Source organism: Ornithinibacillus contaminans (assembly GCF_001038425.2).
GTDB lineage: Bacteria > Bacillota > Bacilli > Bacillales > Amphibacillaceae > Ornithinibacillus > Ornithinibacillus contaminans.
The window spans coordinates 228434-255300 of the sequence record NZ_LDPV02000050.1 but is presented as its reverse complement, the minus strand read 5'-3'; the positions used below and the strand labels follow the sequence as shown (position 1 = coordinate 255300).

Genomic DNA, 26867 nt, shown 5'->3' with positions numbered 1-26867 from the left:
CGGCAATTAGTCCTCTACTAACATCTATTAATGGCAAAGTCTTGCAATCATTGAATTCCAAGCATGCGGTTTAAACAACCTTCTCCAGTCTCTTCCTCTCAAAAAATCCATATCTTGCCTCAACCAACAAACCAACCTCTGCAATAAGCGCAATTAATACTACCCACGCCCAAAGCGTTAAGAAGACATTCAGAAAATGAGACAGATAATTGGAATGTTCATGCATCGCCATCGTAAACGCGTAAAACATACCAAACGTAAAATTTCGTGACCATTGACTAATATGATACGTAAGAACTCCCTTTTTCCAACCAAGTAGCTTGATGCGCTTTATGGCCCTCGTTATTTCTATTGCCTCAACAATGAGCAATAACGTAAAAACAAATAGCCAAATAAATAGGACAACTAACGGTGACAGTAGGTTCGATGTAACAATCGCCAGACCGGTTATTGACAGGGCACCATGTATAATACAATTGGTGTTCGTCCAATCCTCTGTAAGGGACCATTGTGTATTCCTTAGGTAACGGATCAAAATCAGCAGGATGCCAAGCACATAAAACAAAGCACCTAGTGAAATAGAAACAATCATAAAATAAGAAGAAACAAAGGGAAATAACTCCTCCCAAACAATAATGATTGATTGTGTCGCAACCGTAGACAGCAACACAACACCATGAATCAAATGGCTCCTTGGGTCTTTTAATAATTGTTTAAAATTATACACACATACCCCTATAAAAAGGACCCAAAAAAGCGTATTTACGAATGCAATGACTTGAATTATTTCGATCGTTTCTGGAAAGTACTTATGAATGACATTACATAAGACGGAAACGCCAGCAATCCAAGTTCCCATTAAAAATGAATTAACAGGATTATTTAGAAGCGGAACTAGAAAGCTTTTATGGAAAAATTGACACATCAGTAAGGCATACATTATTATTCCGATAATCGTAAGTAAAACAGTAAAAACCTCTCCTAAAACGTGATTTAGGAAAGGAAAAGCTTCGATTGCTGCATAAAGGAAAATTCCCACTGCCATTATTATAGCCCCCGAAGCTGGGTTAATTTTTTTAAAATTGCTCATTGCTGTTACTCCCTTTGATGAAAAATTATTACCTAACTCTATCATCCGTCATTCTATCAACCATTGTCAATAAGCTCATGGTTGAGTACGTAGAGGTTTCTTTGCTGCGAGCAAGGTCCTTCTCCCTCTGCTCGATAGCTTTTACTGAATAGGTAATTTATCTGGATTCATGGTTATATACATTTCGACTATTTTCTCATTACTAATATAAAAACTAAGGATACTTTGAATCTTACCATTCATGTATATCACGACTGCTGGTTGACGATTGACATTTTTCACCTCAAAATAAAAGTCTTCAGGCGCCTTTTTCATGATTCCGTATAATAAGGATAAAACATTAGAGGAGGATACGATTGGACGTATAGCAGCCGTGACTTTACCGCCACCATCGGAAAATAGTGTGACATTTTCGGATATAAGCTCTAATAGCGCATCCATATTTTGCATTTGAAATGCTTCTATAAAGCGATTAATTAGTAACGTATTCTTCTCATAGTTTAAGCTTTCACCTTCTACACGTGAGATCTTTTGCATAGCCCTGCTATAAATTTTTCTGCAGTTTTCTTCTTTCTTTCCAACTATGGTAGCAATCTCTGAGTATGGGTAATCAAATACCTCTCTTAAAAGGAGAATTGCTCGTTCATCTGCTCCCAAATGCTCCATCATACGCAAATAGGCAATACTTAATCCTTCTTTCTGTATAAGCGTTTCAGATGGATCAATGGTTTGTAATTTTTCTAGTAATAATGGCTCGGGATTCCATGGTCCCACATAATGTTCTCGTCTGTACCGTGCAGACTTTAATACATCAAGACAGAGGTTCGTCATCATTTTACAGAGATATGCTTTCTTAATTTTTATGTTTTTCTCATTTAATTGGGAAGCTCGTAGAAAAGTTTCTTGGACAATATCTTCTGCTTCTACTACTGAACCTAACATCCGATAACCTATTGAAAACAACAATGGTTTAAAAAGTTGGTAATCTTCTTTCGTAATTTGCACTATTTTCCTCCTTCTCGTTTAAAATGATCTCTTCAGCCGCTTGTTTTCCACTGCTAGCTGCTCCGTCTGCCAAAATGGAGTCGGAGGAAGCCCAGTCTCCTGCTATATATAATCCCGGAATTTCTGTTTTAGAACGCTGTAGCTTGTGTTCATCTCCTAGTTGGGGTAAGCGCTGGTTCACCGTAATATTAGGAAGGAATCGTCTTGTAATCACATATTGCTGCCAACCTGGCTGTAATCTATCTAAGAATTGTTCAAGCTCGTTTTTAATACTTGTGCTATCAATGTGATCATCTGGGTGATGGTATTTAAATACATGAAGAACTGAACTTTTTGTGTCATCAGAAAGGCGGGCATAATTTGAATGTACAGAATAATAAAGGGGATCTGTGATGCCCATGGCGAATAATCGACTTGGATTAGGAAGTTGTGATAAAGCAAGATCTAATGTCGCCCCTCTAACAGCTTTTATCTGGGTAAAAAAGCTGTTTTGGTAATTTTCGTTTACCATTTTATGAAGTTCATGAGGGCCAGTTGTACAAATAACATATTTCGCGTGAATTTCTTCGTCATTAGACAGAATTAATTTAAATTGATCCTCTTGTTGGGCGGGATCAATCTGTTTAACAAGCGTATGTGATTGAACCTGAACACCCAGGCTGATTGCTTTATTGTGAAGTTGGTCAATAATAGTTTGCCAGCCACCATCTAGATAAAGAACGCCTCCCATAGCATTTCTTATATTCGATACTACTACTTTGGCGCTCGCCATTTCAGGAGCATGGCAATAGGTTGCAAGTCTGCCAAGTATATATAGTAATGACTGAACTCTTTTAGAGTCGCCTACTTGCATAACCCATTGTTGGAATGTTTGCGCTGCTAAATTTTCAGTATCTGTACGCATTACTTTAAACAAAACCGCGATCCATTCCATACGTTCTTTCCTATTCAAAAGACTTGTTCTAAAAAGTTCAAGAGGAGAAAGCGGGGCAGCATATTCGATATTGTCTTCAATTAATATACCGTCTAATTTGGGTGATTTTCCACTGAGACTAATACCTAAATCTTTGAGAATAGTCATGGCTTTCCCTTTTTTAGAAAGAGCATGCGGACCTATATTCAAATACTGTTGATTCACCTTGTTCGTTCTAGCCCTGCCACCAATATTTTTTCCTTTTTCTATTAGTAAAACAGATAAACTGGTTTCAGTTAAATAATTTGCTGCAACATAACCTGCTAATCCACCACCAACAATAACAATATCCCATTTTTGAGTCATAAGATAACCCCCTAAAAATTATTTCATAACTCAAGACGAGAAAGGGTAAATAGATGTGACATCTTTTAAAAAAATTTTAGGAAATTTTTCGTGAGTAAGCTCTAGCGACTTTTTCCAATTATCCATGGTAAGTCATATTTCCTGAAACACATAAAATAATATGCTCTATGATGAGAATGGATGTGTTAGAAGTTAACCGTAATCAATTCCGTATGAAGACCATTAAATATGAAAACAATACTAAAAGCCGCAGCCTAAATCAGGGTGTGGATTTTATTGACTAACGAAACCCACTATATCAGCTTCTATAACCTTCCAAAATTGCACTCCCACCCCCAATAATGCTACCATAACAATGACTAACATCAGAAAGGACATAAACCATGCTAAAATCCCTATTCAAGAAAAAAGAAGCAGAAAAAATCTATGCAGCCTTAAACGGTAAAATCGTAAAACTAGAGGAAGTTCCAGATCCAGTTTTCAGTCAAAAAATGATGGGTGAGGGAATTGCTATCCAACCTACAGAAGGAAAAGTCGTATCGCCAGTAGATGGAAAAATCGTGCAAGTCATGGATTCCAAGCATGCGATTGGGATTGAAGATACCAATGGCAACGAAATCCTAATCCACGTTGGCTTAGAAACAGTTGCATTAAATGGAGAAGGCTTCAATCTACATATTCAAGTAGGTGATTCTGTTACCGTTGGACAACTTTTAATGGAATTTGATCTAGCTTACATTGAAGCAAATGCGAAAAGCACCGTGACACCGATTGTGATTACGAACAGCGGGACAAGCGGAAAGACATTCACGCTTACTGATGAGCAACAAGCAACAGCAAGTGAAACTGTCCTAATTCAAGCTACCAAATAAGAAGGAGACATGCTTGATGATACGTAACTATTTTCAAGAAATAAACGAACTTCTTCATACTGTGGAAGAGAAAGAAACCGAGACACTAAAGCAAGCGGCAAGCAAAATTGCTGAATCAATCCAATCAGGTGGCATAATTCATTTCTTTGGCTGTGGGCATTCCCATATGTTGGCTGAGGAAGTATTTTACCGGGCTGGCGGATTAGTTCCGATCAACCCAATTTTCCATGAGCCGTTAATGCTGCATGAAAATGCAACAGAATCATCTGCACTAGAACGAAAAGAAGGCTATGCTGGGGGCTTTATGAAGGATGAAGATATCCGAGTCAATGATGTGCTCGTTGTGATCTCGACTTCTGGCAGAAATTCGGTACCGATTGATGTTGTGGAATTCGCAAAAGAAAAAGGTGCTTTTGTCATTAGTATTTCGTCTAAAGTGTACGGTGAGCAGCAAACGTCCCGTCATTCTAGTGGGAAATTCCTACACGAAGCGGCTGATCTTGCCATCGATAACCATATTCCAGTTGGGGATGCCCTAATTAAGGATGAGCGGGTTGCGATTAAATTTGCGCCAGGATCATCGGTTGTAGGGATTGCGATTGTAAATAGTATGCTTGCTGAGGCAATTTCACAAATGGCTGAAAGTGGCTTTGAACCGCCTATTTTATTAAGTGGAAATGTGGACGGAGCAGACGAGCATAATGCTGCGCTTATCGAAAAATATCGCGGACGAATTAAACTATCATAAAAGTCATCAAAACTGGTATAGACAACTATATTAGGTAATGCTATAATCGAACCGAGAAAACTATTTGAAAACGCATTCAAATGGTTTTTCGCAATCATCGTATTTTTTTGTACTTATTATTAAACACTACAAATTAAGAGGAGGTTTTTTTACCATGATGAAATACTTACAAAATCTTGGTAAGTCCCTAATGCTTCCGGTTGCGGTATTACCTGCTGCTGCCCTTCTAATGGGTATCGGGTATGCAATCGACCATGAGGGATGGGGTGCTGGTAACCCTGTTGCTGCCTTTTTCATTGGCGCAGGTCAATCGATCTTAGACTTTATCCCGATTCTATTTGCAGTTGGGGTTGCCATTGGAATGACAAAGGCGAAGGATGGCCCGGCTGCACTTAGTGGTTTAGTTGGTTATCTTGTTATTACGAAATTACTTTCATCAGCAAGTGTTGCGAACCTGCAACAAATCGCCGTGGAAGATGTCAATATGGCCTTTGGCGGTATTGAGAACGTATTTATTGGTATCCTTTCTGGGTGTATTTCAGCGGCATTATACAATCGTTTTAGTAATGTAACACTACCAGACGCATTAGCATTCTTTAGTGGAAAGCGTCTTGTTCCAATTTTAACGGCAATCGTTATGATGGCTGTGTCCATGGTCATGCTGTTTGTTTGGCCAGTCGTATACACTGCACTTGTTAACTTCGGGGAAGCAATTAGTGATCTAGGTGCTACTGGTGCCGGATTATACGGATTCTTTAACCGTCTATTGATTCCTACTGGTTTACACCATGCGTTAAACAACGTATTCTGGTTCGATGTTGCGGGTATTAATGATATCGGTAACTTCTGGGCTAGTGAAGGTGTCAAAGGTATTACTGGACGCTACCAAGCTGGATTCTTCCCAATCATGATGTTTGGTCTACCAGCTGCAGCACTTGCGATGTACCATACAGCGAAAACAAAGCGTAAAAAGCAAGCTGCTTCCTTACTATTAGCTGGTGGTATTGCAGCATTCCTAACAGGGGTTACAGAGCCACTTGAATTCTCATTCATGTTCTTAGCGCCAGCACTATATGTGGTGCATGCGGTGTTAACAGGTATTTCCTTATTCATCGCAGCATTATTTGAATGGACAGCTGGATTCGGATTTAGTGCCGGATTAATTGACTTTGTCTTAAGTTCTCAGCTACCACTTGCAAACCAACCATGGATGTTAATCGTTCAAGGCTTAGTATTTGCGGTCATTTATTACTTCCTATTCCGTTTCCTAATTGTGAAGTTCAACTTCAAAACACCAGGACGTGAAGATGATGATGTAGAAGTAAATGAAGAAATCGCTCAAGCAGGTTCTAATCGTTTCAGCGTAATGGCAGAAACAATTTATGCTGGTCTTGGTGGCGACACGAACGTTGTCTCTGTTGATAACTGTGCAACGCGCCTACGTGTTGAAGTAAAAGACATGGACGCGGTTGATCAAGCTAAAATTAAAACAACTGGCGTACCAGGAATCAATGTTGTAGGTAAGAATAATATCCAAGTTATTGTTGGAACTCAAGTTCAAGCAGTAGCAGATGAAGTAAGAAAGATTCGTAAAGAAGATTAATATAAGGTAAAAAATGGCTAGTATCCCGTGATGGATACTAGCCTTCTTCTTGGGGAAAAATACGTGCTAGATGCCGAGCACTTAATCCCGTTTCATTTTCATTTTGAATTTGTATTTATCCGCACGATACGTTGAGGTTACGTATTCGATCGGTGTTTGCTGTTCATCCTGTAAGTAGGTTGTCCGCTGCATGACGAGGACAGGACTTCCTTTCTGAATGTGTAAATGCGCTCTTTCCTCGTCACTTGCAAGTGCAGCTTCAATCGTTTGATGACCGAAGCCAATTTTAAAGTGGAGCTTTTTTTCCACATAGTCGTAAAAGGATTCCGAGAAATCCTGATAATTCATATCGCCAATGACGTTTTGCGGGGTATAAACCGTTTCAAGTGCTACCGGCTCCTCGTCTGCTAGCCGCACCCGTTTAATTTTGCAAATCATGTCACCAGAGGCTATCATAAGAATGTCCGCAAGCTGTTCGGTTGCTGGGATAAAATCAAAACTGATTAATTGATTGGACGGAATCAACCCACGGTTTCGCATATCTTCACTGAAGCTCGTTAGACCGGATAAATCCTGTTCAATTTTCTTATCGGCAACAAATGTCCCTTTTCCTTTTTGACGATAAATAAGCCCTTCTTTTACTAAATTACTGATCGCTTGCCGAACCGTCATTCGGCTTATCGCATATTTTTCGGCGTATTCACGCTCAGATGGTAATAAATCGCCAGGTTTTAATTGTTTATGATGGATCATGCTTTTTATTTCTTCTTCTAATTGATAATATATAGGTATAGGAGATTGTTTATCAATCAACCCAAAACCCCCTTGTTGGGAAAAATTAAGCTAATATCGATTTTACCAAAAGAATGTAAGCCTGTACACATATAAACTGGTATAGACAACTATACTTATTGAAAGGATGAGCCAAGTTGAAGTCAACTAGCCTACTCATTAATCATGCAAAAATTTATTTAGAATCGAGCGTCATCGAAAACGGTGCTGTCTGGATTGAAGATGGACAAATTAAAGCAATCGAAGAAAAGCCTGCTACGGACGTGGCTTCGGATGTCCACGTCATTGATGGAAGCCATCTAAATCTTATCCCAGGATTTATCGATGCCCATATACACGGTGCCAATGGTGCCGATGTGATGGACGCAACGGAAAAAGCACTCGATGATATGGCAGTCCTCTTGCCAAAAGAGGGTACGACGAGCTTCCTCGCAACGACTATTACCCAGTCGCCTGAAAACATCGAAAAGGCACTGGAAAATGTGGCAAACTATCCAAACAAGCCAGCACATGCGGAAGTGATTGGTGTGCACCTGGAAGGGCCATTTGTTAACAAAGTAAAGGCCGGTGCACAGCCCGTACAATACATTAAAGCACCAGATTTAGCGCAATTTAATAAATGGCAAAAGCTTTCTGGCGACCAGATTCGTACCATTACGATGGCACCAGAATTTGATGAGGATGGACGGTTTATCAAGGCGTTAAACGAGAGTGGCGTCAATGTTTCTGCAGGCCACACCGACGCTGGTTTTGCTGGAATAAAAAAAGCGGTTAGCCATGGGGTGCGCCAATTAACGCATTTATGTAATGCGATGAATGGAATCCACCACCGCGATATCGGTGCAGTTGGTGCAGCGTTTCAACTAGAGGATTTGCATGCCGAGCTGATTGCTGACGGCATTCATGTGGCACCGGATATGATGGCGCTTATTTACCGCAATGTTGGCAGTGACCGAATCATTTTAATTACCGATGCGATGCGTGCTAAAGGATTACCTGCGGGTGATTATGAGCTTGGCGGACAACCAGTAAAAGTAACCGAGGACCGAGCGGAGTTAGCGGATGGCACCCTAGCTGGAAGTATTGTGAAAATGCGTGATGGTGCAGCGAATATGCTAGCAATCGAGGACGTAACACTTGCCGATATTGTGAAAATGGCATCCAGCAATCCTGCCAAACAAGTTGGTATTTTTGACCGCAAAGGAAGTATCGCTGTCGGAAAAGACGCAGACCTCTTACTGGTCGATGATCAGTTAAACCTAACCTACACCATTTGCCGCGGCGAAGTAGCATTTAAAGGAGCGTAATAAACATGGAATTCATCAAAGTAACTAACTATCAGGACATGAGTGATAAAGCATGCGCCATTATGATCGAAAAAATAAATAACCTAAAAAATCCGGTGCTGGGTCTCGCAACTGGGTCAACACCAGAGGGTTTATACCAAAAAATCATTGAACAATACAAGCAAGGGAAGGTTTCTTTTAAGGATGTCACAACCTTCAACCTGGATGAATATGTCGGGTTAAGTCGTGAAGATGTGAATAGCTACTACCGTTACATGCAGGAAAAGCTATTTAATCACGTGGATATCAATCTAGAACGTGTGCATTTGCCAAACGGCACGGCAAGTGATCTAGCGGAAGAATGCCGCATGTATGACAAGCAAATTGAGCAAGCGGGTCGCGTTGATTTGCAGATCTTAGGAATGGGGATTAACGGCCATATCGGTTTTAATGAGCCGGGAACACCGTTTAACAGTAGAACCCATGTCGTGGATTTGGCAGCTTCTACGCTTGAAGCAAATGCTCGCTTCTTCCCATCATTGGCAGACGTTCCAACACAAGCGGTGACAATGGGAATTGCAACGATTATGGAAAGTAAAGAAATCCTCCTACTTGTATCAGGTGAGCAAAAAGCAGAAGCAATTGCCCGCCTAGCAGAAGGAGAAATTTCAGAGGACTTCCCAGCTTCTATCTTACGTAACCATCCGAATGTAACGGTTGTTGTGGATGAAGGTGCGATGGTTAAACTGTAAGAATAGGAAAGCTTGAATCTTTCGGGGGAAGGATTCAAGCTTTTTTTCATCCTGTTTTTTTGATAAGGAAATACTAGCCGACTACTTAACTTTTAGCTTATAGTTAGAATAACTAGAGATTTCCATCAGAAGGAGCTGAAAAACATGAAGGCTGTAACCTTAGTTGAAGAAACAAGAGCAGGTTTAGTGGAGAACGTCCATACAGGGATGATTGCAGGCGTAAATGACCAATTGGAGACAATTTATCATGCGGGTGATACGTCGCATTATACCTATTACCGGTCTGCGTCGAAACCAATTCAAGCATTACCAGTATTTTTAACAACTATCATTGCGAAATATGGATTGACGAATGAGGAAGCGGCTTTATTTACAGCGTCCCACCGAGGAGAGTCGTATCATATCGCGGCACTAGAATCGATGTTAGCGAAATTACCGGTTAGCGAACATGAATTGTACTGTCCAGCAGCATATCCGTTAAATAACGAGCCAAAAGAAGAAATGCTTCGGGAGAATAGGGAAAAAAGAAGGCTGTATCATAATTGTGCGGGAAAACATATGGGGTTCATCACGGTTTGCCGTGAAATGGGATTCCCGGTTGAAGGCTATTGGGAAGTAGACCATCCACTACAACAGCAACTCCTAGACGTTCTTTCTGAGCTTTCAGAAGTACCGAAAGCAGACATACATATTGGTATGGATGGTTGCGGTGTCCCTGTTTTTGCAATTCCGTTAAACAACATGGCACTTACCTATTTAAAATTAGCGTGTCCAGATGTCATTAAAGACGCCGACTTGCGAAAAGCAGTAAACCAAATGACGAGCTTGATGAACGAGCATCCGCGAATCGTAGCTTCGGAGAACTTCATTTGTACGACATTGCTCGAGGATCCAAATATTGTCGCCAAAGGTGGCGCACAAGGAGTTTATTGTTTGGGCCTGAAAAAGGAACGAATCGGATTCGCGTTAAAAGTATTAACTGGATCAGAAGACGTTTGGCCAGCGGTTGTAGCGAGCATTCTAGAGCAAATCAACTATGAAAACAAAGAAACCGTTGCTAGGTTACGCGCGCTAAAACCATCAATCGTGAAGAATGATGCAGGATTAGTGGTTGGTGAGATTAAGGAGAAGTTTACGTTAGCTAGCAGCAAAATACACAAACAACTAAAGTGATGACTAAGGTGGATGACGATGTTAAAAGAAGCATGTGTAGAAAATTTTACAAGGGTTCCGGAGGTTATTGCCAAAGGGGCTGACCGAATTGAGCTTTGTGACAATCTTGCTGTTGGTGGAACAACCGTAAGTGCTGGTGTTGCTGCTGTTACGACTAACTATTGCCACAGTAAAAATGTTACGGTTATGGCGATGGTTAGACCTAGAGGTGGAGATTTCATTTATAGTACTGAAGAGCTGGAGATGATGAAACAGGATCTTGTTCATCTCAAACAGTTAGGGACAGATGGTGTGGTGTTTGGTTGTCTAACAGATGCGAACTGGATTGATGAAGCGGCAGTGCTCTCGCTGCTGGAACTAGCAGACGGTTTGGAGGTTACCTTTCACATGGCGTTTGACCAAATCCCTCCTGAAAACCAGTTGGAAGCGATCGATTGGCTGGTAGAGCATGGGGTGCACCGGATTTTAACCCACGGGGGACCGGCAGATTCTAAGATAGAAGCTAATTTGGACAGGCTGAAGGAATATATAGATCATGCCGCTGGTAGAATTATTATTCTTCCAGGTGGTGGCATTACGGATGAAAATCTTTCAGCTATCACAACGGCGTTATCGATTAATGAAGCGCATGGAACAAGGATTGTTGGATAAGTTCTTAGGTAGTGCTGTAAAGGAAACTATAATTATGAAGAAACCTCTTTATGTAAGTAATTGATTGTCGCGAAAAATGCTTTCGGGGAAGGATGGTTTTGAAGTGGAAAAGTTCAAGACATTTCTATTAACAATAATTACGCTAGGAGTTCTATATATAGCATTTCTATTAACGATGATGGTCTAAAGTTTGTAACAGGAAAAGAACGACTTATCGCTGGCGGATGAAGTACCAAATTATCGAGGAATAATAAAATAAGACAGAAGGAAGAAGTGCTGAATCCAAACACTTTCCTTCTGTTTTTTTGTTCGAAGATTCATTGGTAATAATTCACTAAAAACTGAGGCAAGCTATAGACAAACTGGTTTTGCGGAATAGGGGCGTTCTAACACGATGGGGATCACTTTTTGGACTAATACCGTTTGGTTTATCCTGCTTGGACTTACGACTATCATCACGTTAGTCGTTATTTTTGCTAAAGTAAAAAACCGCAAGACCGCACTTGCCTTCTATATTACGATGAGTGGGTTTGCGTTTAGCTTTGAGATGGTTATTATGTCCTATTTTAAAGCATATACCTATTACCCAATGCTCATCCCGAGCTCTTTGTCGGACGATTCGGTTGCTGGGAACCTATTCTCACAATTCTCCGTTACGGCAACAGCAATGTTAATTGCCGTTTTGAAACTGAAATATTACTGGTATGTTATTTTTATACTCCTGTACGCGGGAATTGAGGAATTATTTCTTTCTCTCGGTATCTATCAGCATAATTGGTATAGAACGTGGATGACGATGACGCTTTTGCCAATCTTTTTCTGGATAACCAAGCATGCCTACCGCATCTGTTTGACGCAATTGAAGGGATTTTTGTTCTATGTGTATATATATCTTGGTTTGGTGACCCTGCATCAGAATACGATTCTCTGGGTGTTACGGATAACTGGTCTCCAGACATTCAGCGAAGGATTGCTTTCAGAAAAAGAGCAAAGCATGATTACAATATCATTCATATACATGATTCTGATTAACGTCATCACTATACTTATCTATTTTACTGGAATCAGGTGGGGACGGAAGCTTGTCGTCATTGCGCTCTTATATATTGCCCATTTTCTAGCAATGGTCTTTGATTTGATCATCTATAAAGAAGGCTGGTTTTGGATTTCTACATCCATTTCGATATGGAGTGTCTACTTCTATACGTATTTGCTGGATAAATTGTATGGGTTTAGGGATGAGAAAAGATAACGTTAAAATATGGAATTTCAATAGATTTTTCGATGGAAGGTTTACTAGATTTTCGATGCTTTAAATTTATAAACATCAGCAAAAATCCCGAGATTAGTGTGAGTATTATTCTATAAATTTCAACTATTATTTCTCTGGTTTATTTTTATCATTTAAAATAATCCAAAAATTTATTGAGTTTATAATATATTACTGGTAATATATGTATAGTGTTATATTGCATAATTAGTTTAGTAACTTGTAAATTTATAAGATTATGATTCTGTTTGTTATTAGCCTATTTTTTGCTAATTACAATAATTATCCTCTTAGATTCAACTTTATATATTAATTTGTATTATAAAGGGGGGACAATTTACTAGTTTTACTAGAATAGAAATAATTGATGATAGGAGTGAAGGTTTTGAAAGAAATTTTTAAAAAGAACATTAGAATTTTAGCTGCGGCAGTATTAGGGTTATCTCTATTGGCAACATCCGGGGTAGTCTTTGCATCAAATGACAATCATAATTTTTCATTTAAAATAGGATCTTATTATAGCAACAGCTTTTCGGCAGAGAGGTATCGTCAAACTGATAGTATTGACAATAAGTGGAAAGTTAATTTAGCTTATTCATCTGAAGGGGCTGGTACGATTACAACCTTCTGGATCCATAAAGGTAGTAATCGAGTTTCTGAATACAAAAGTATAACTCAAGGTACAGGTGCTCACACCTATAAGCCTTATTCAACAGCGAATAAATCGTATGTGAAATTAGGTGCAGAGAACAATAATTATTCATCTAACACTTATTCTGTTAGTGGTTATTGGGATGAAGAAATTTGGTAAAATAATCTAAAAAGGGGCTAGAACAAAAGTATGATGAGCAACTAAAAACCGATCAATGTGATGTATACTCGGTAAATATTGCGAGGTTTTTCATTCGGCGAGCCTTTGGCGCAAATAATTTCTTAGTTATTTTCAGAGCGGGCTAGTTGCATCGATAATCATTGTTTGAATTTTAGATTGCCCTTACTAAAAAACTTTTTGTTCTAGCCTCGTTAAATTTAATTGATAGATTGTGGATATTTTCCTATTTCATGAGAATTGGGTGGGTGGATTGTTTAAAAGTCAATTTTTTCGTTTATATAAAAATAAATTAAGTAGAATAATTTTCTTTATTATATTATTAATTCCTTGTATAGAAATAGTTCAATTACTTCTTATGAAATTTACGCAAGGAACTGAATTTAATCCTGCATTTGCATTTTATTTGGCTGGATCTAGTAGAGGACATGTGGCACAAATTTTATTATTGTGGTTTCTGCCTTTATTCCTTTTACTGCTGTGTTCGGACGATGCTATTCAAGATTATAAAACGGGATATAAGAATATTCTTATTAGCAAAACAGGGCGGAAGAAATATTACCTAACAAAATTATTATCGTCATTTCTAGTTTCGTTTTTTACAATGCTTATCACTTTATCGATAAATTTTATTCTAGTTAATTTATTGTTTTGGAATGGTACGTATACAAAAGGCTTAACTGAGATAGTGTTAGCAAATAATCTGCTTTTTAATTTAAGTATAGAGCATCCATATTTAACTGATTTATTCTTTACTTTATTAGTTTGTACGCTTGCCGGTTTTGCAGGGGTTGTAGGCTCTAGTTTTAGTCAATTTTTTAATGATAAGAAATACACTTATACCGCTACATTTTTTGTTTGGTTTTTACTTGTTTTAAAAGAAAAATCACTTATGTTTTTATTTCAACCTTTTGCGGAGTATGGATTTGAAGTGCTTATGCCAATATTATTCTTAACTTTATCAGTATTTATTATTATTCCTCTGGGAGTTTATATTTATGAGGTGAAATACAATGTTGATTAAAAGAATAGCAATATGTATATGGTGCTTTCTGTTCTTTTGTGTTGTCTGGCTTTTACAAGGAAGACCATATTTAGATTTACCAACTCAAGAAGCAATATATTGGTTAAATAATACCGCTTTTGGTTATAACTCCATTTTAGCTTATTGTTTATTTTATCCAATCCCTTTTTTTATCTTTTTAAATCACCTCTTTTTGATATATAAGCCTTTTGCAATTGTAAAATGGACTACCAGAAGTGAATTTTACAACAAAATTATAAAAGAAATAGTTATTTCTGCGTTTTTGTTTTCTGTATTACAAATGCTCGTAAATATTTTTCTAACTTCTATTCTATTAGATGTAAATATATTAATTGAAGAAAACTTTTTTGTTATAGCTTTTATCAATATGGTTACATTAATTGTTTATTTTACTTGGATTGGTATTTTATATCGTCTATTTTATGACTGGAATAATTCAATAGGGTTAGCATACTTTTTTGCTTTTATACTAATAGGAGTTTTATATTTTATTGGGAAATTACTTATTGATGGTATCTGGTATCCAACTAATGATTTAGTTGTGTTTCAATTTTTATTAGAAAAAAAATGGTTTATTAGCAACGTAACATTGGTTTACCTAAGACAGGGTATTATTTGTTTAATTCTTTATTTGGTTGCATCAACAGTGTTTTTTAGAAAGGACATTATAAATTGAAAAAAAGCAAAGGCATCATATTATTTGTGTTTTTACTTACATTTATCCAATCCTTATTATATTTGAATACACTTCAGTATTCCTTTGGATTTTTGCATGGAGTTCCTTTCTTTAATTCAAATCAATTTGAATTAAAGCTACTATTATATTGGTTTTTGCCTATAGTAGGATTGAGTTTTTACTTTTCGGGTTATATAAAAGATGTTTTAAGAACTTATGGGGAAATGATTTTGTTGAGAAATTATAGTAAAGTCAAATGGATTATTAAAAGATATTTTAATATGGTAATTATAGTTACTATTTTTACAGTAAGTCAAATCTCTGTTTCTTATATAGTATCCTCTTTAGGTGGTCACTATCACTTTGTAGGAGTAATAGAATTTTTAAAATTAATTATTGCATATTATCTTTTCTTAGTAACTATATTTACTATTCAACTTTTCCTTGAATTATACGTATCTCCACAAGTCTCTCAAATGATGGTTTCAATTTATATTGTTCTTTCAATAATTTTGACTAAGCAACTTTTTTCACTAAAAATTCCGGGAATTGTTTATTATATCTTACTTCCAACCCTTGGTATGGGATTAAGGAATGGAGTTAGTTCCGTTTTAAACGATCAACCCAAAATAATAAATTTTTGGACTGGAGTATTTATACTGTTAATAATTAAAGGAATTGTTATTTATTTTTCGGTTGTAAGATTAAAAAAGATGGATATTGTTTAAGGAGGCAGCTCATGATTAAAATTGTTAATGTAAGCAAAAAAATAAGAAAAACTTTTGTCTTGGAAAATATAAATTATACGTTTGAACAAGGCAAAATTTATGGTATTTTTGGTAGAAATGGTTCTGGAAAAACTATGTTATTGCGTACTTTAGCTGGATTGGTGGTTCCTTCCGAAGGAGAGGTCGAAATTGATGGGAAAAAACTACATAAAGATATCTCTTTTCCGCCAAGTATAGGTGTAATAATTGAAAATATGGAACTATTACCTCAATACGATGCATTTACTAATTTAGAAATATTATCTAAGATAAAAAAAGTTGCTACAGAAAAAGATATAAAGGAAACTATTAAAAAAGTTGGTTTAGATCCCGATTCAAAATTAAAGGTTAAAAAATACTCATTAGGTATGAAACAGAGGCTTAATATTGCACAAGCGCTATTTGAGAAGCCGGATATCTTATTGATGGATGAACCGACAAATGCAATAGACGAATCTGGAATAAAAATGGTACACGACTTGTTGCGTGAGGAAAGGGATAGAGGAGCAACAGTCTTAATTGCAAGCCATCTTAAAGAGGATATATCAGTGCTATGTGATACAACAATAAAAATGAGAGATGGAAAGTTGATAAATGAGTAGATCTAAGGTAGTCATATTTATTTTGATAGCAGGCGTTTTTGTGATTTTTATAGTCTCGCCATTTTTATCGGGTTTTTTCAATCGGGATCAAATCAAAGATTTAGCAAAAGAACAATCACTTGCAAAAGGTGATTATATCGCAGGAGAAGATATCGAACCGGGCTACTATGATGTGGTAGTAATGGAGGGTGAAGTTATCTTTAATGGTATCCAGTTATCTAATAAAGACAAACTGTTGGGACAAGTAATATATGATAACTCTCATACAATAGTTGATGGAAAAGGAACAATAAAAATGACACCAGCAGGGTTTGAGAGCCTGTCATTAAATAATCAAAATGAAATTGTAATAGAGCATTCAGGTAATTATATAGTCGGTGAACAAATCCCTGAAGGAAATTATTTACTAAAGTACACCGTAGTGGGTCAAGACAATGAGGAAGTAAAAAAACCTTTTATCCAAATTTTAAATGGATTTGAAGGCGAAATAATTGAATCATACGAATTTGAAAAAAACGATCATACTAAAATCACATTGAAGAATGAGCAAGTTTTAGAGGTTCATAAGTCCTTATTCCAAGAATATGAAAATATAATAATAACTTTGGTACAGCAATAGAAGTCCAGAATTGCAAGCAATACTTCTTTTGATTTTATCCGCTATCGTTAAATTAACACATACTTAATAGATAAAAATCACTGTATACATCACTGTTTTAAGCTTTGGGAAGAAAGGGCAAGGAACATAGCATGATTATCTTAGCCTCCCTATACATGGTACTGTTTGGCGTCATTACAATGGTAATCTATTTTACTGGAATCCGCTGGGGTTGGAAAATCGCCGTCTTTGCACTCCTGTATATCGTGCATATTTTGGACATGGTATTTGATTTGATCATCTACAAAGCAGGAAGGTTCTGGGGTACTTCGTCGATTTCGATATGGAGTATGTACTTTTTTATGCATTTTCTGGATCGATAAGTTATGCGAGCAGGCTTTAGAAAACATTATACGGGAGGCTGTATTGAGAATGACCAACCAAGAAACTTGGCTGGTCATTTTTTTAGTTTAACCAATCAAACGAGCTTATTTTTTACGGGAAACGATTGCTACCCAATTACCATCAGGGTGTGTCACATAAGCACGTCGATTTCCTGCCTTGTGATCATGCGTATCAATGATAACCGGTACACCAGCCTCCTGAAGACGGCTAATTTCTTCGTCTGCATCGTCAGCCCATACCGTAAGCTGAAAAGGATGGCCTGGAGTTGGTGCTGACACGCCACCAATTGCCGCGGCGGTATTGGTTGTTATCGCAATCATGGAGTCTCCGAGGCGAAGCTCAACATGTTCAGGCTCCCCTTCTTTCGGGAATTGAAAAGTCTGTTTAAATCCAAGAAGATCACGATAAAATTTCAACGCTTGATGAATATCTTTTGTGTATAAATCTGGGTGGGCAGATAAAAACATAAATAATCTCCTCCTTGAATAAATTCATTTCCTTACAACCTGGTACTTGTTTCTAAAATAGGGCTTAATTTGTCCCTTTTTTAAAAATCCACTTGATAAGATTTTCGCCCTGTTCAAGCGTTATTTGTTCTTCTGAGATTGCATTTAGAACAGAACGCCATGTTGAAATCAATAGGATACTTACTGGTAGATTAGGATCCTCATTAAAGGAAGCTAAAAAATCGGCAACTTTATCTACCTTTTCATTTGGCGCATCTTCACAAAGCAGCCGGCAAATATTCATCTTCACAGCAAATTTTAATCCTGTAATCAGTGCTGCTTGCATCCCTTCAGATGGGTCGTCAACTACCGAAGTTATTCCCTCCATTCTATCCATGATTCGTTGCTCCATTTCAGATCGAATGACCTCATATAGCTTGGCTTTTGAACCAAAATGGTGATAAATAGCACCTGTTGTCATGTTCGCTTTTTTCGCTAATTCTGTAATATTAACGCCTTTGTAACCTTTACTACTAAATTCTTCTAATGCTACGTGGATTAATGTATGTTTATTTGTTCCTGGTATTGGTATCCATTCTCTTGTCATAAATTTATCATAACACATTGACAAGATTACGTAAAAGATTTATGTTATGCATAACATAATTATTTATTACATAATTCAATTACGTATTATCAATTAGATGGAGAAGGAGGAAGTAGTATGAAGTTAGTTTTTTTGTATTATCCCGTTAACAATCTAAAAGAATCACTAGCGTTTTATCGGGACACACTTGGTTTTGAGGAAACATGGCGAGAAGGAGAGCACACGGTTGGACTAAAGATACCTGGATCTGATGTTCAAATCATGATTGAAGATTATGAAGCAGGTTCGACAGCTGGAGGAATTTTCGGAGTAGATAGTGTGGATGACTTCTATAATGAAAATAAAGATGTATTGGAATTTGTGAAGACTCCTGTGGATGTTCCACCAGGACGCTATGCGGTTTACAAGGATAATTCGGGAAATCTATTGCGGATTCTTGATTTTACGAATCAATAAGGCAATGTAAAAGGTGCTAATGGAGTTTTTTCTATTAGCACCTTTTACATTTGGCGATAACTGTTGACTAAAAATTAAATTACCGTATAATTCTAAATAGGAGAGATCGGAAGGTGGAATTGGATTTGCCAACATACTTGTAATGGTTACGCAATTAGATAGTACATTTCTTTTTTGAACGTATGTTCATCCGACGGGAGAAGTGTGCTTATTTTTAACCATTACAGGGAACGCGGTAATCTGTTTTGTAATTCCAAGCGGGATACCTGTGTGGTATGCTGCTTTTTTATATGGGAAAATTATTCTCCATTCAGCTATTATTAACGTTCCTCTGGATAACTAGGAGGAACGGGTTATGCGTTTAAGTAATATCGTGACGTATGAAATTATTGCCCAGGAAACACCGAATGTCATACGGAATTGTAAAAACTGCAAACAGAGCACAGAACACTATTGTAGTGATAAATTCAGGGTGAATGCCAATCAAAAAATCGTGGATATTTGGCTCATTTATAAGTGTATCCATTGTGAAGGCACCTGGAATTACCCGATTTTATCACGAGTACATGTCAATCGAATTGATCCGATACAGCATCAAAAGTTTATGAATAATGATAAAGAGACTATTTGGCATCATGCTTTTCAAATGAAGAAATTACGGAAACTATGTGATGCAGTGAATCGCGATATTAGTTATGTGGTAAGAAAGGAAAGTCCCGAGTCGGCTTCTAATGAAGTGACCATTCGAATTTGCTGTAAATACGATGTTGGCCTTCGAATCGATAAGTTGCTAGCAGAAATCTTGGGTATTTCAAGATCAAAGGTAAATGCAATGGCAAAGGCAGAAATATTTTTACTACCCCCAGCGGTTACGATGAAGGATAAGGTTAGCGATGAGTTGCTGATTACGGTCCGAGGTAATTGGGTAGAGAAATAATGTTTTCATTATAAGTTTGGTCTTGTAATTCTGACATAAGTAGGTATAATAGTTTGAAATACGTTGTTAAAATCAAGGACAAAGAGAGTAGTTATTTGTGTGAAAGCTAAGCGAATCAGGGGTGGTGAGAGCCTGGTCTGGACTCAAATAATGAACCGCACTTTGTAGATGCTTTCCTGAACAGAGTAAGTAGGGGAAGCCGGGGTGAACCTCGTTATCAACTAGAGTGGTTTTTTTACAAAACAAGTAGAGTGGTACCACGGGCCAATTAAAACTCTCATCTCTTTTCAAACGAAAAGAGATGAGAGTTTTTTTATTTTAGCCTAATGGGAAGTAGAGGAGGGAATAGGAATGGATAGTAAAAATATTTTTGTTGATGTCCTATATGACCAATTAAAAGATCATCTAGACAAAGGTAAGTTAAAAAGTATGATTGAGACACCAAAATATGAAAATATGGGGGATTTGGCGTTTCCTTGTTTTGAATTAGCTAAGATTTATCGGAAGTCTCCACAAAAAAATGCTATTGATCTTGCCAAGGAAATGGCTGTACCTAATATATTTAATAATGTCGAAGCAGTAAATGGCTATGTTAATGTCTTCTTAAATAAAGAAGTAGTATCATCATTCATCATTCATAAAGTCATATCGGAAAAAGAGAAATATGGGGATATAAACATTGGGAATAAAGAGGTAATTACAATTGACTTTTCATCTCCCAATATCGCTAAACCTTTTTCTATGGGACATCTACGCTCAACGGTCATTGGGAATGCATTAGCGCTAATCTCAGAAAAATCTGGCTATAAAGCAATTAGAATTAATCATTTAGGTGATTGGGGAACACAGTTTGGCAAATTAATTGTGGATTATAAACTGTGGGGCGATGAACAAAAGGTAAAAGAAAACCCAATAAAAGAGCTATTAAATTGTATATTCATTTCCATGAAGAGGCAGAACAAGATGAATCATTAAATATCAAGGAAGACAATGGTTTAAGCGGTTAGAGGATGGAGATGAGGAAGCCTTAACATTGTGGAAATGGTTTAGGGATGAATCCTTACAGGAGTTTTCAACCATATATGAGCGATTAGGTGTGAGATTTGATTCAACTCACGGGGAAGCATTTTACAATGATAAAATGGATAAAGTGGTTCAGCTACTGGAGGAAAAGAATCTGTTAAAAGAATCTGAAGGAGCTCAGGTAGTCGAACTTAATGATAATTTACCACCGTGTTTAATCAAGAAAAAAGATGGGTCAACGCTTTATGCAACACGTGATTTAGCAGCCGCGATTTATCGCCAGGATACGTATAAATTTGTTAAATCAATATATGTCGTTGGAAACGAACAAACATTACATTTTAAACAACTCTTTCTTGTTTTAGAGAAAATGGGGCTCAAATGGCATGAGGGACTTCAGCATGTTTCGTTTGGAATGATGTTAAAAGACGGTAAAAAAATGTCTACACGTAAAGGGAAGGTTGTATTATTAGAAGACGTATTAACCGACACAATATCGCTTGCCAAGAATAACATTTTAGCGAAGAATCCAACGCTTAATTCTAAAGAAACTGTTGCCCGCCATGTTGGGACAGGTGCTATTATATTTCATGATTTAAAAAACTACCGTTTAAATGATATTGAATTTTTCTTAGAAGATATGTTGCGATTTGAAGGTGAAACTGGCCCATATGTTCAGTATACACACGCACGTGCCTCTTCTATATTACGAAAAGGTGATTACAAGGAAAGTAATGAAAAAGTAATGATTGCAGATGACGAAGCCTGGTCCATCATTAAAAGTTTAATGGATTTCCCAGATGCAATTAAGCGTGCTTATGAAGGAAACGATCCTTCCCAAATTGCTAAGTATGTACTTGAACTTGCAAAAGCATTTAATAAATATTATGGATCTGTTCGTATAGTAGATGATCAAGAGCAAAAGCAAGCAAGATTGTCCCTTGTACATGCCGTTCAACTTGTCTTAAAAGAAGTATTACGTCTTTTAGGGATGGAAGCGCCTAATGAGATGTAGTTTTCGAAAAAAAGTAGAATTGTTTACTTTGATAAAACACAATATCCGTGCGTCATTCAAACGCACGGATATACTAATCGTTGTGATATACAGTTTGACTACTTTTTATCATTTGCCAAATGGCACCATTATTAAACTAATCAGTAACCAAAACGTTCTTCCCAACCTCCACTCTCCGATAAACAACCGCAAGAAGCAGTGCCGGTAAACTACAAACAATCATCCCAATAAAAGCAAATCTCGGCTCAATTTCGTACAAATACCCACCGAAAATGGTAAACACAGCTGTGCTCCAGCTCAGTGCCAGTGCGGAATAAATTCCCTGTGCTTTTGGAATTTGGACGTTTGGAATGTTTTTGATTAAGTATTTCATAAAAGCATAATGTGCCATCGCAAACGAGAAGGCATGTAAGGTCTGCGCCAAACAGAAAACTAACACACTTGGAAAAGCAAATACGAGTATCCACCGTAATGACGAACCAATTGCTGCTAAGGTCAATAATGATCCAACAGAAAAGCGCTTGAAGCGTTTATCCGCAATAGCGAAGAATATGATTTCCGCAATCACGGCAATGTTAATAATCAGACCAATTAAAAATACTGGTGCATCAATGTCCTGCAAGAAAATATAGCCATAATTGTAATACGTCGCATGTGCTGCTTGCAGTAAGATCACGATAATCAGTACCAAACTAAAGTGCTTGATACGGAATAAATGAACGAACCCTACGTTTTGGCTGCGATCTACTTCCGGTTTTTTGGCTAAAATTTCTGGTGTACCTCTAAACCCAAGCCCTACAAATGCCAGTGTACCAAGTAATAGTGCCCACCATATTACTTCATCACCAAGGATTCCGGTGAAAATCGTTAACACCATACCGATCGAGACAAACCCAATCGATCCCCACTGGCGGCTTCTACCATAATGCTTTAATTGGTTGCTTTGTACCAGGACACTTGCCGCACTATCTAAGGCGGGCATCAATATTGGATAGAATAGATGTAACAGAATCGTGATGACTAGTAAACTAGTAACAGAACTTGCCGGGATATAACAGACAAGTGCCACCACCGTTCCAATCCCCGCGACACGTAATAATAGTTTACTGCTAACTTTCCCAGAAAAATAAGGGAAGGCAAATAGTGTAGAAACGCCCCGTGCAACGAGTCCTAAGCTCATGATCAAACTCGCCTCTGCGACAGTAATTCCCTTTGTATAAATCATCCACCCAGACCAATACGGTAGAAAAATCCCCCATGTCAAAAAGAAACTAAAAAACTGTGTACTCATCCAGCGTTGTGTGTTCAATGTATATCCCCCTCACTGATTGCATGGTATCATGGGGATAGCGAGAAAAATATGAGATATCTCCTATTTTGAGGTGAAAAATGGAAAAATATAAAGGTGAGAAAAAACAGCTGTTTTTAGCAAAGCATTCGATTGCCCATTTATTTTCTTTCCCGGTAGCGGAATCTATCGAAGTCCACGAGTACAAGCGGGATGACTGGATTATTCAAGAAGGCTCGCGACCGGATTTTCTTTTTTACGTAATCGAAGGAAAAGCAAAGATCTACATCACCCATCAAAACGGGAAGGTTTCCTTAATTAATTTTATCAATGCCCATGATTACATTGGCGAAATGGAATTATTGCATGATGTGTACTATACCAAAGGGATTCAAGCATCCACGAAGACGATTTGTTTTGCACTGCCGATTCATTACTATCGAAAGCTATTATTAGAGGACGCGAAGTTCTTAAGAGAATTAACCAAATTCCTAAGTACAAAGGCGACCCAGATGGCGGCAAAATATACCCAAAGTCTGGCCTTCCCACTGGAAAACCGCTTGGCCGATTTTATTTTACAAACGGCAGATCAAGGGGTTTATAAGGAGAAGCATGTAACGGTATGTGATTATTTAGGGGTATCCTACCGGCATTTATTGTATGTGTTGACACAGTTCTGCGAGAAAGGGTACTTGCAAAAGGAAGGGCGGACTTATCGGGTGACACAACAGCCTATGCTAGCAGAACTTGCAGAGGTATTGAAGAATAGATGATGATTCTCTGTTTTATGTTCAGACCATAACCGCAAGAATCAGGACGAATTCAAGTCTACCTACTTGTTAAAATGAGTTATACAACATAACAGGAGGTAGTAAACATGACAACAATTTAGGAATTCAATCGGTTGCATCAAACAGAGGAAATTTTATTTATAGGTGGCGCATGGGATTTATTATCCGCTTTAACACTCGAGAAGGTTGGTTTCAAAGCAATTGGGACAACGAGCTGGGGATTGCCAATTCATTAGGGTTTGCTGACGGGGAATTAATCGACTTTGGCAGGCATTTGGCAATCATCAAAAACATGGTAGATAATGTGAAAATACCGGTATCTGCTGATATTGAAGCAGGCTATAGTGACGATGTGGATACTATTACCGCCAATGTACTACGAACGGCGGACATTGGTGTTGCAGGAATCAATATTGAAGACTCCCTAAAAAACGAAAAGGGCTTAAGAGACATAACCAAACATGGTGAACTTCTGACCAAAATCCGAAGCGCACTGGATAATCATGGCTATAAGGATTTCTATATAAATGCAAGAACCGATACGTACTTCCATAAGGAAAAACCATTAGTAGAAACGCTTGAAAGAGCGAACGTATATATCGAAAGTGGGGCAAGTGGGATTTTTGTTCCAGGTGTAACGAATCATAAAGAGATTCAAGAAATAGCCGCTCATACTGACGGACCACTCAATGTATTCGCTTTACCTGGCCTTACGTATTGTACTAAACTGAAAGAACTAGGAGTGAAGCGATTTAGCTTCGGGAATGCCTTGTCTGACAAGGTCATCGTATTTATGGAAGCGAATGCACAAGCGATACTAGAAGCAAAGGATACGGCATTGTTATATGAAAACTAAGGCAGGACGAAAAGAGGAACCAATGATGGCTACGATCAACCTGACGTTTGACGAGATGTGGGAGAAAATTATCGCGTGTGATCAGAAATATGATGGGTTATTCTTTACGGCGGTGAAAACAACTGGCATCTACTGTCGCCCGTCCTGTAAGTCGCGGAAACCGAAGAAAATCAATGTTGATTTTTACATTGATCGGCAGGAAGTAGAAACTGCAGGGTTTCGCGCCTGTAAACGATGCCAGCCAGAGGTGGAATTCTCCCCGAATGTAGCGCTCGTTCGGAGTGTCGTCACGTACTTAGTCAATCATTTTAAACAACCGATTACCTTACAGGATGTAGCCGACTCTGTTGGCCTTAGTCCATATTATTTGGAGCGGACGTTTAAGCAAGAAACCGGAGAAACACCACGCAGCTATTTGGAAAAAATCCGTGTGGATAAAGCGACCCATCTGCTCGTGACGACAGACCAGACGAATTTGGAAGTGTGCTATGAGGTTGGCTTTCAAAGTCCGTCCAATTTTTACCGGGTGTTTAAACGGTTGAAAGGCTGTTCGCCAAGTGAATACCGCAAGCTAGGGGGTTCGAATCATGAATTGGACTGATGCTCCCACAACCATAAAACTTAATCCACCGAAGGAATTTAATTATGAGGAATGCCTTGTATTTTTAGGCCGAGATGATCAAGAAATTCTTTACCAACTAAAAGGCGATGATATATATAAAGTAATCCGAGTAGGGGACGAGCTGATTTTATGTAAAATTGGCTTCATCAAGGAGTCCCTTCAAGTGGAATTCCTGAATGGATTCCCGTCACCAAAAGCACGGGAAAAGGTGGCAGCCTATGTGTGGGAATGGTTTGATTTAGATACAAACCTAGCTGGATTTTATGACATGGCTACTCAGGATTCCATTTTAAAAGAAGTTGTTCCCAAATACGCTGGGTTACGGATGATCGGAATTCCTGATTTATTTGAAGCACTCGTATGGGCAATTTTGGGGCAACAAATTAATTTACCCTTTGCCTACACGTTGAAGAAACGGTTTGTGGTGCAATACGGGGAAAGCATCAGCTATAACGGGGAAGCGCATTGGCTTTTTCCATCATTTGAAAAAGTGGCTTCCTTAACGGTGGAGAAATTGCGCGAGCTGCAATTTAGCGCTCGGAAAGCAGAATATATCATTGGCATTGCAGGCCATATGAAAAATGGTGAATTAACGAAGGAAGCACTCTGGAAGCAAGGGGATTATCGTCAGGTTAAACAGGCATTAATCCACTACAGAGGCATCGGGGCATGGAGCGCAGACTATGTCATGATGAAATGTTTACATTTTCCTAATGCTTACCCGATTGCTGATGTCGGACTTCACAATGCGCTGAAACCATTACAAGGAAACGAACGGAGACCAACATTAGAAGAACTAGAAGCATTATCGGAAAAATGGGAAGGCTGGCAGGCATATGCTACCTTCTATCTCTGGAGGTTTTTATATGACTAAAACATATCAAACGTATTATCGATCACCATTAGGTTTAATAGAAATCATTGGCACAGACGAAGCGATTTTATCGATTTTGTTCTTGGAGGATGAGAAGGGACCAAAGGCTGCTCAGCAGGAGGTTCCGCAGGTGTTAGCGGATTGCAAGGCCCAACTCGATGACTATTTTCAAGGGAAGCGAAAAGAATTTACCTTCCCTTATCACGTTCATGGAACAGATTTTCAACAGCAGGTATGGGGCGCCTTAACCGAAATCCCTTATGCCAAGACAGCTTCCTACAAGGACATTGCGGTGTCCGTTGGGAATGAAAAAGCAATTCGGGCTGTGGGTAGTGCCAATGGTAGGAACAGGTTAAGTATTGTCATTCCTTGCCACCGGATTATTGGCTCAAATGGGAAGCTAACAGGCTATGCAGGAGGTCTGTGGCGGAAGGAATGGCTGCTTGAGCATGAGCAGAAATTTGCCACAAAATGATAGATAATAAAAAAACTACGAAGCGTCTATTCCA

27 protein-coding genes, 2 pseudogenes and 1 other annotated feature are annotated in these 26867 nt (G+C 38.2%); of the genes and pseudogenes, 22 read left to right on the top strand and 7 right to left on the bottom strand.

Annotation, left to right across the window (positions count from 1 at the left end; translation table 11 throughout):
- Positions 1 to 70 precede the first annotated feature (70 nt).
- The 3 genes from JF53_RS14525 to JF53_RS14515 all read right to left on the bottom strand — a co-directional run bounded on the left by JF53_RS14525 (position 71) and on the right by JF53_RS14515 (position 3374).
- Entirely contained in the window at positions 71 to 1090 is a 1020-nt protein-coding gene (locus tag JF53_RS14525; protein ID WP_047980191.1) for a TDT family transporter, read from the bottom strand.
- A 141-nt stretch (positions 1091 to 1231) separates the two neighbouring features.
- Entirely contained in the window at positions 1232 to 2095 is an 864-nt protein-coding gene (locus JF53_RS14520) for an RNA polymerase sigma-70 factor (RefSeq protein WP_083443646.1), read from the bottom strand.
- On the bottom strand, positions 2061 to 3374 hold the full coding sequence (locus tag JF53_RS14515; protein ID WP_047980192.1) for a phytoene desaturase family protein: 1314 nt from the start codon (positions 3372 to 3374) through the stop codon (positions 2061 to 2063). Before JF53_RS14515 ends, JF53_RS14520 begins: the two co-directional genes overlap by 35 nt.
- 383 nt (positions 3375 to 3757) lie before the next feature.
- Between JF53_RS14515 and JF53_RS14510 the strand changes: the two genes are divergently transcribed.
- The 3 genes from JF53_RS14510 to nagE all read left to right on the top strand — a co-directional run bounded on the left by JF53_RS14510 (position 3758) and on the right by nagE (position 6597).
- A complete protein-coding gene (locus JF53_RS14510; RefSeq protein WP_047980193.1) occupies positions 3758 to 4246 on the top strand; it encodes a PTS sugar transporter subunit IIA in 489 nt (162 codons plus the stop codon).
- Positions 4247 to 4262: 16 nt separating this feature from the next.
- On the top strand, positions 4263 to 4994 hold the full coding sequence (locus tag JF53_RS14505; protein WP_047980194.1) for an SIS domain-containing protein: 732 nt from the start codon (positions 4263 to 4265) through the stop codon (positions 4992 to 4994).
- A 154-nt stretch (positions 4995 to 5148) separates the two neighbouring features.
- Positions 5149 to 6597 (top strand): N-acetylglucosamine-specific PTS transporter subunit IIBC, encoded by a 1449-nt coding sequence (nagE, locus tag JF53_RS14500; protein WP_047980195.1) that lies wholly within the window; start codon positions 5149 to 5151, stop codon positions 6595 to 6597.
- Positions 6598 to 6678: 81 nt separating this feature from the next.
- Here the strand turns inward: nagE and JF53_RS14495 are convergent, their stop codons facing one another.
- Positions 6679 to 7410, bottom strand: coding sequence for a GntR family transcriptional regulator (locus JF53_RS14495; protein WP_047980196.1), 732 nt, complete (start codon positions 7408 to 7410; stop codon positions 6679 to 6681).
- A gap of 116 nt (positions 7411 to 7526) precedes the next feature.
- Here JF53_RS14495 and nagA point away from each other — a divergent pair, with 116 nt between their 5' ends.
- The 11 genes from nagA (at position 7527) to JF53_RS14440 (ending at position 17059) form a co-directional block, all read left to right on the top strand.
- Positions 7527 to 8696 carry an N-acetylglucosamine-6-phosphate deacetylase gene (gene nagA, locus JF53_RS14490; protein ID WP_047980197.1) on the top strand — a complete coding sequence of 390 codons (1170 nt, stop codon included), beginning with the start codon at positions 7527 to 7529 and terminating at the stop codon, positions 8694 to 8696.
- A 5-nt stretch (positions 8697 to 8701) separates the two neighbouring features.
- A complete protein-coding gene (gene nagB / locus JF53_RS14485) occupies positions 8702 to 9427 on the top strand; it encodes a glucosamine-6-phosphate deaminase (protein ID WP_047980198.1) in 726 nt (241 codons plus the stop codon).
- A gap of 144 nt (positions 9428 to 9571) precedes the next feature.
- A complete protein-coding gene (locus tag JF53_RS14480) occupies positions 9572 to 10600 on the top strand; it encodes an asparaginase (protein ID WP_047980199.1) in 1029 nt (342 codons plus the stop codon).
- 18 nt (positions 10601 to 10618) lie between these two features.
- A complete protein-coding gene (locus JF53_RS14475) occupies positions 10619 to 11251 on the top strand; it encodes a copper homeostasis protein CutC (RefSeq protein WP_047980200.1) in 633 nt (210 codons plus the stop codon).
- Positions 11252 to 11645: 394 nt separating this feature from the next.
- Positions 11646 to 12503 (top strand): hypothetical protein, encoded by an 858-nt coding sequence (locus JF53_RS14470; RefSeq protein WP_047980201.1) that lies wholly within the window; start codon positions 11646 to 11648, stop codon positions 12501 to 12503.
- Positions 12504 to 12906: 403 nt separating this feature from the next.
- Positions 12907 to 13332: a DUF2712 domain-containing protein gene (locus JF53_RS14465; protein ID WP_047980202.1), complete on the top strand. Its 426-nt coding sequence runs from the start codon at positions 12907 to 12909 to the stop codon at positions 13330 to 13332.
- A gap of 271 nt (positions 13333 to 13603) precedes the next feature.
- Positions 13604 to 14374, top strand: a complete 771-nt coding sequence (locus JF53_RS14460; RefSeq protein ID WP_047980203.1) for a DUF2705 family protein — start codon at positions 13604 to 13606, stop codon at positions 14372 to 14374.
- The gene (locus JF53_RS14455; RefSeq protein ID WP_047980204.1) at positions 14364 to 15071 is read left to right on the top strand and encodes a WxPxxD family membrane protein; all 708 of its coding nucleotides are present in this window, start codon (positions 14364 to 14366) and stop codon (positions 15069 to 15071) included. Before JF53_RS14460 ends, JF53_RS14455 begins: the two co-directional genes overlap by 11 nt.
- Complete coding sequence (locus JF53_RS14450; protein ID WP_047980205.1) at positions 15068 to 15799, top strand: DUF2705 family protein; 732 nt, start codon at positions 15068 to 15070, stop codon at positions 15797 to 15799. The genes JF53_RS14455 and JF53_RS14450 overlap by 4 nt, the downstream gene beginning before the upstream one ends.
- A gap of 11 nt (positions 15800 to 15810) precedes the next feature.
- Complete coding sequence (locus tag JF53_RS14445) at positions 15811 to 16440, top strand: ATP-binding cassette domain-containing protein (protein ID WP_047980206.1); 630 nt, start codon at positions 15811 to 15813, stop codon at positions 16438 to 16440.
- Positions 16433 to 17059, top strand: coding sequence for a hypothetical protein (locus JF53_RS14440; protein ID WP_047980207.1), 627 nt, complete (start codon positions 16433 to 16435; stop codon positions 17057 to 17059). The genes JF53_RS14445 and JF53_RS14440 overlap by 8 nt, the downstream gene beginning before the upstream one ends.
- A gap of 467 nt (positions 17060 to 17526) precedes the next feature.
- Here the strand turns inward: JF53_RS14440 and JF53_RS14435 are convergent, their stop codons facing one another.
- Both JF53_RS14435 and JF53_RS14430 read right to left on the bottom strand, forming a co-directional pair.
- The gene (locus tag JF53_RS14435; RefSeq protein ID WP_047980208.1) at positions 17527 to 17910 is read right to left on the bottom strand and encodes a VOC family protein; all 384 of its coding nucleotides are present in this window, start codon (positions 17908 to 17910) and stop codon (positions 17527 to 17529) included.
- A gap of 64 nt (positions 17911 to 17974) precedes the next feature.
- The gene (locus tag JF53_RS14430; protein ID WP_053071851.1) at positions 17975 to 18496 is read right to left on the bottom strand and encodes a TetR/AcrR family transcriptional regulator; all 522 of its coding nucleotides are present in this window, start codon (positions 18494 to 18496) and stop codon (positions 17975 to 17977) included.
- Between the two features lie 117 nt (positions 18497 to 18613).
- Here JF53_RS14430 and JF53_RS14425 point away from each other — a divergent pair, with 117 nt between their 5' ends.
- The 3 genes and pseudogenes from JF53_RS14425 (at position 18614) to argS (ending at position 21927) form a co-directional block, all read left to right on the top strand.
- On the top strand, positions 18614 to 18952 hold the full coding sequence (locus tag JF53_RS14425; RefSeq protein WP_047980209.1) for a VOC family protein: 339 nt from the start codon (positions 18614 to 18616) through the stop codon (positions 18950 to 18952).
- Positions 18953 to 19307: 355 nt separating this feature from the next.
- On the top strand, positions 19308 to 19889 hold the full coding sequence (locus JF53_RS14420) for a DUF1062 domain-containing protein (RefSeq protein WP_047980210.1): 582 nt from the start codon (positions 19308 to 19310) through the stop codon (positions 19887 to 19889).
- 66 nt (positions 19890 to 19955) lie between these two features.
- Positions 19956 to 20177 (top strand) — a binding site (T-box leader).
- A gap of 63 nt (positions 20178 to 20240) precedes the next feature.
- Positions 20241 to 21927: pseudogene (gene argS / locus JF53_RS14415) on the top strand (arginine--tRNA ligase).
- 136 nt (positions 21928 to 22063) lie between these two features.
- Here argS and JF53_RS14410 read toward each other — a convergent pair.
- Positions 22064 to 23236 carry an MFS transporter gene (locus JF53_RS14410; RefSeq protein ID WP_157052535.1) on the bottom strand — a complete coding sequence of 391 codons (1173 nt, stop codon included), beginning with the start codon at positions 23234 to 23236 and terminating at the stop codon, positions 22064 to 22066.
- Positions 23237 to 23316: 80 nt separating this feature from the next.
- Between JF53_RS14410 and yeiL the strand changes: the two genes are divergently transcribed.
- The 5 genes and pseudogenes from yeiL to JF53_RS14385 all read left to right on the top strand — a co-directional run bounded on the left by yeiL (position 23317) and on the right by JF53_RS14385 (position 26833).
- Positions 23317 to 23988 (top strand): transcriptional regulator YeiL, encoded by a 672-nt coding sequence (gene yeiL / locus JF53_RS14405; RefSeq protein WP_047980211.1) that lies wholly within the window; start codon positions 23317 to 23319, stop codon positions 23986 to 23988.
- 131 nt (positions 23989 to 24119) lie between these two features.
- Positions 24120 to 24862 (top strand): annotated as a pseudogene (locus tag JF53_RS14400) (isocitrate lyase/PEP mutase family protein).
- Positions 24863 to 24884: 22 nt separating this feature from the next.
- Positions 24885 to 25463 (top strand): bifunctional transcriptional activator/DNA repair enzyme AdaA, encoded by a 579-nt coding sequence (locus tag JF53_RS14395; RefSeq protein ID WP_047980396.1) that lies wholly within the window; start codon positions 24885 to 24887, stop codon positions 25461 to 25463.
- A complete protein-coding gene (locus tag JF53_RS14390) occupies positions 25450 to 26358 on the top strand; it encodes a DNA-3-methyladenine glycosylase family protein (RefSeq protein ID WP_047980212.1) in 909 nt (302 codons plus the stop codon). Before JF53_RS14395 ends, JF53_RS14390 begins: the two co-directional genes overlap by 14 nt.
- The gene (locus JF53_RS14385; protein ID WP_047980213.1) at positions 26351 to 26833 is read left to right on the top strand and encodes a methylated-DNA--[protein]-cysteine S-methyltransferase; all 483 of its coding nucleotides are present in this window, start codon (positions 26351 to 26353) and stop codon (positions 26831 to 26833) included. The genes JF53_RS14390 and JF53_RS14385 overlap by 8 nt, the downstream gene beginning before the upstream one ends.
- Positions 26834 to 26867 lie beyond the last annotated feature (34 nt).

Bases quoted from the DNA above. Each gene is read 5' to 3' on its own strand.
- JF53_RS14480 (WP_047980199.1), top strand. From the start codon at position 9,572: ATGAAGGCTGTAACCTTAGTTGAAGAAACAAGAGCAGGTTTAGTGGAG.
- nagE (WP_047980195.1), top strand. From the start codon at position 5,149: ATGATGAAATACTTACAAAATCTTGGTAAGTCCCTAATGCTTCCGGTT.
- JF53_RS14435 (WP_047980208.1), bottom strand. From the start codon at position 17,910: ATGTTTTTATCTGCCCACCCAGATTTATACACAAAAGATATTCATCAA.
- JF53_RS14385 (WP_047980213.1), top strand. From the start codon at position 26,351: ATGACTAAAACATATCAAACGTATTATCGATCACCATTAGGTTTAATA.
- yeiL (WP_047980211.1), top strand. From the start codon at position 23,317: ATGGAAAAATATAAAGGTGAGAAAAAACAGCTGTTTTTAGCAAAGCAT.
- JF53_RS14440 (WP_047980207.1), top strand. From the start codon at position 16,433: ATGAGTAGATCTAAGGTAGTCATATTTATTTTGATAGCAGGCGTTTTT.
- JF53_RS14515 (WP_047980192.1), bottom strand. From the start codon at position 3,374: ATGACTCAAAAATGGGATATTGTTATTGTTGGTGGTGGATTAGCAGGT.
- JF53_RS14390 (WP_047980212.1), top strand. From the start codon at position 25,450: ATGAATTGGACTGATGCTCCCACAACCATAAAACTTAATCCACCGAAG.
- JF53_RS14525 (WP_047980191.1), bottom strand. From the start codon at position 1,090: ATGAGCAATTTTAAAAAAATTAACCCAGCTTCGGGGGCTATAATAATG.
- JF53_RS14510 (WP_047980193.1), top strand. From the start codon at position 3,758: ATGCTAAAATCCCTATTCAAGAAAAAAGAAGCAGAAAAAATCTATGCA.
- JF53_RS14475 (WP_047980200.1), top strand. From the start codon at position 10,619: ATGTTAAAAGAAGCATGTGTAGAAAATTTTACAAGGGTTCCGGAGGTT.
- JF53_RS14395 (WP_047980396.1), top strand. From the start codon at position 24,885: ATGATGGCTACGATCAACCTGACGTTTGACGAGATGTGGGAGAAAATT.
- JF53_RS14430 (WP_053071851.1), bottom strand. From the start codon at position 18,496: ATGACAAGAGAATGGATACCAATACCAGGAACAAATAAACATACATTA.
- JF53_RS14455 (WP_047980204.1), top strand. From the start codon at position 14,364: ATGTTGATTAAAAGAATAGCAATATGTATATGGTGCTTTCTGTTCTTT.
- JF53_RS14505 (WP_047980194.1), top strand. From the start codon at position 4,263: ATGATACGTAACTATTTTCAAGAAATAAACGAACTTCTTCATACTGTG.
- JF53_RS14425 (WP_047980209.1), top strand. From the start codon at position 18,614: ATGAAGTTAGTTTTTTTGTATTATCCCGTTAACAATCTAAAAGAATCA.
- JF53_RS14470 (WP_047980201.1), top strand. From the start codon at position 11,646: ATGGGGATCACTTTTTGGACTAATACCGTTTGGTTTATCCTGCTTGGA.
- JF53_RS14445 (WP_047980206.1), top strand. From the start codon at position 15,811: ATGATTAAAATTGTTAATGTAAGCAAAAAAATAAGAAAAACTTTTGTC.
- nagB (WP_047980198.1), top strand. From the start codon at position 8,702: ATGGAATTCATCAAAGTAACTAACTATCAGGACATGAGTGATAAAGCA.
- JF53_RS14420 (WP_047980210.1), top strand. From the start codon at position 19,308: ATGCGTTTAAGTAATATCGTGACGTATGAAATTATTGCCCAGGAAACA.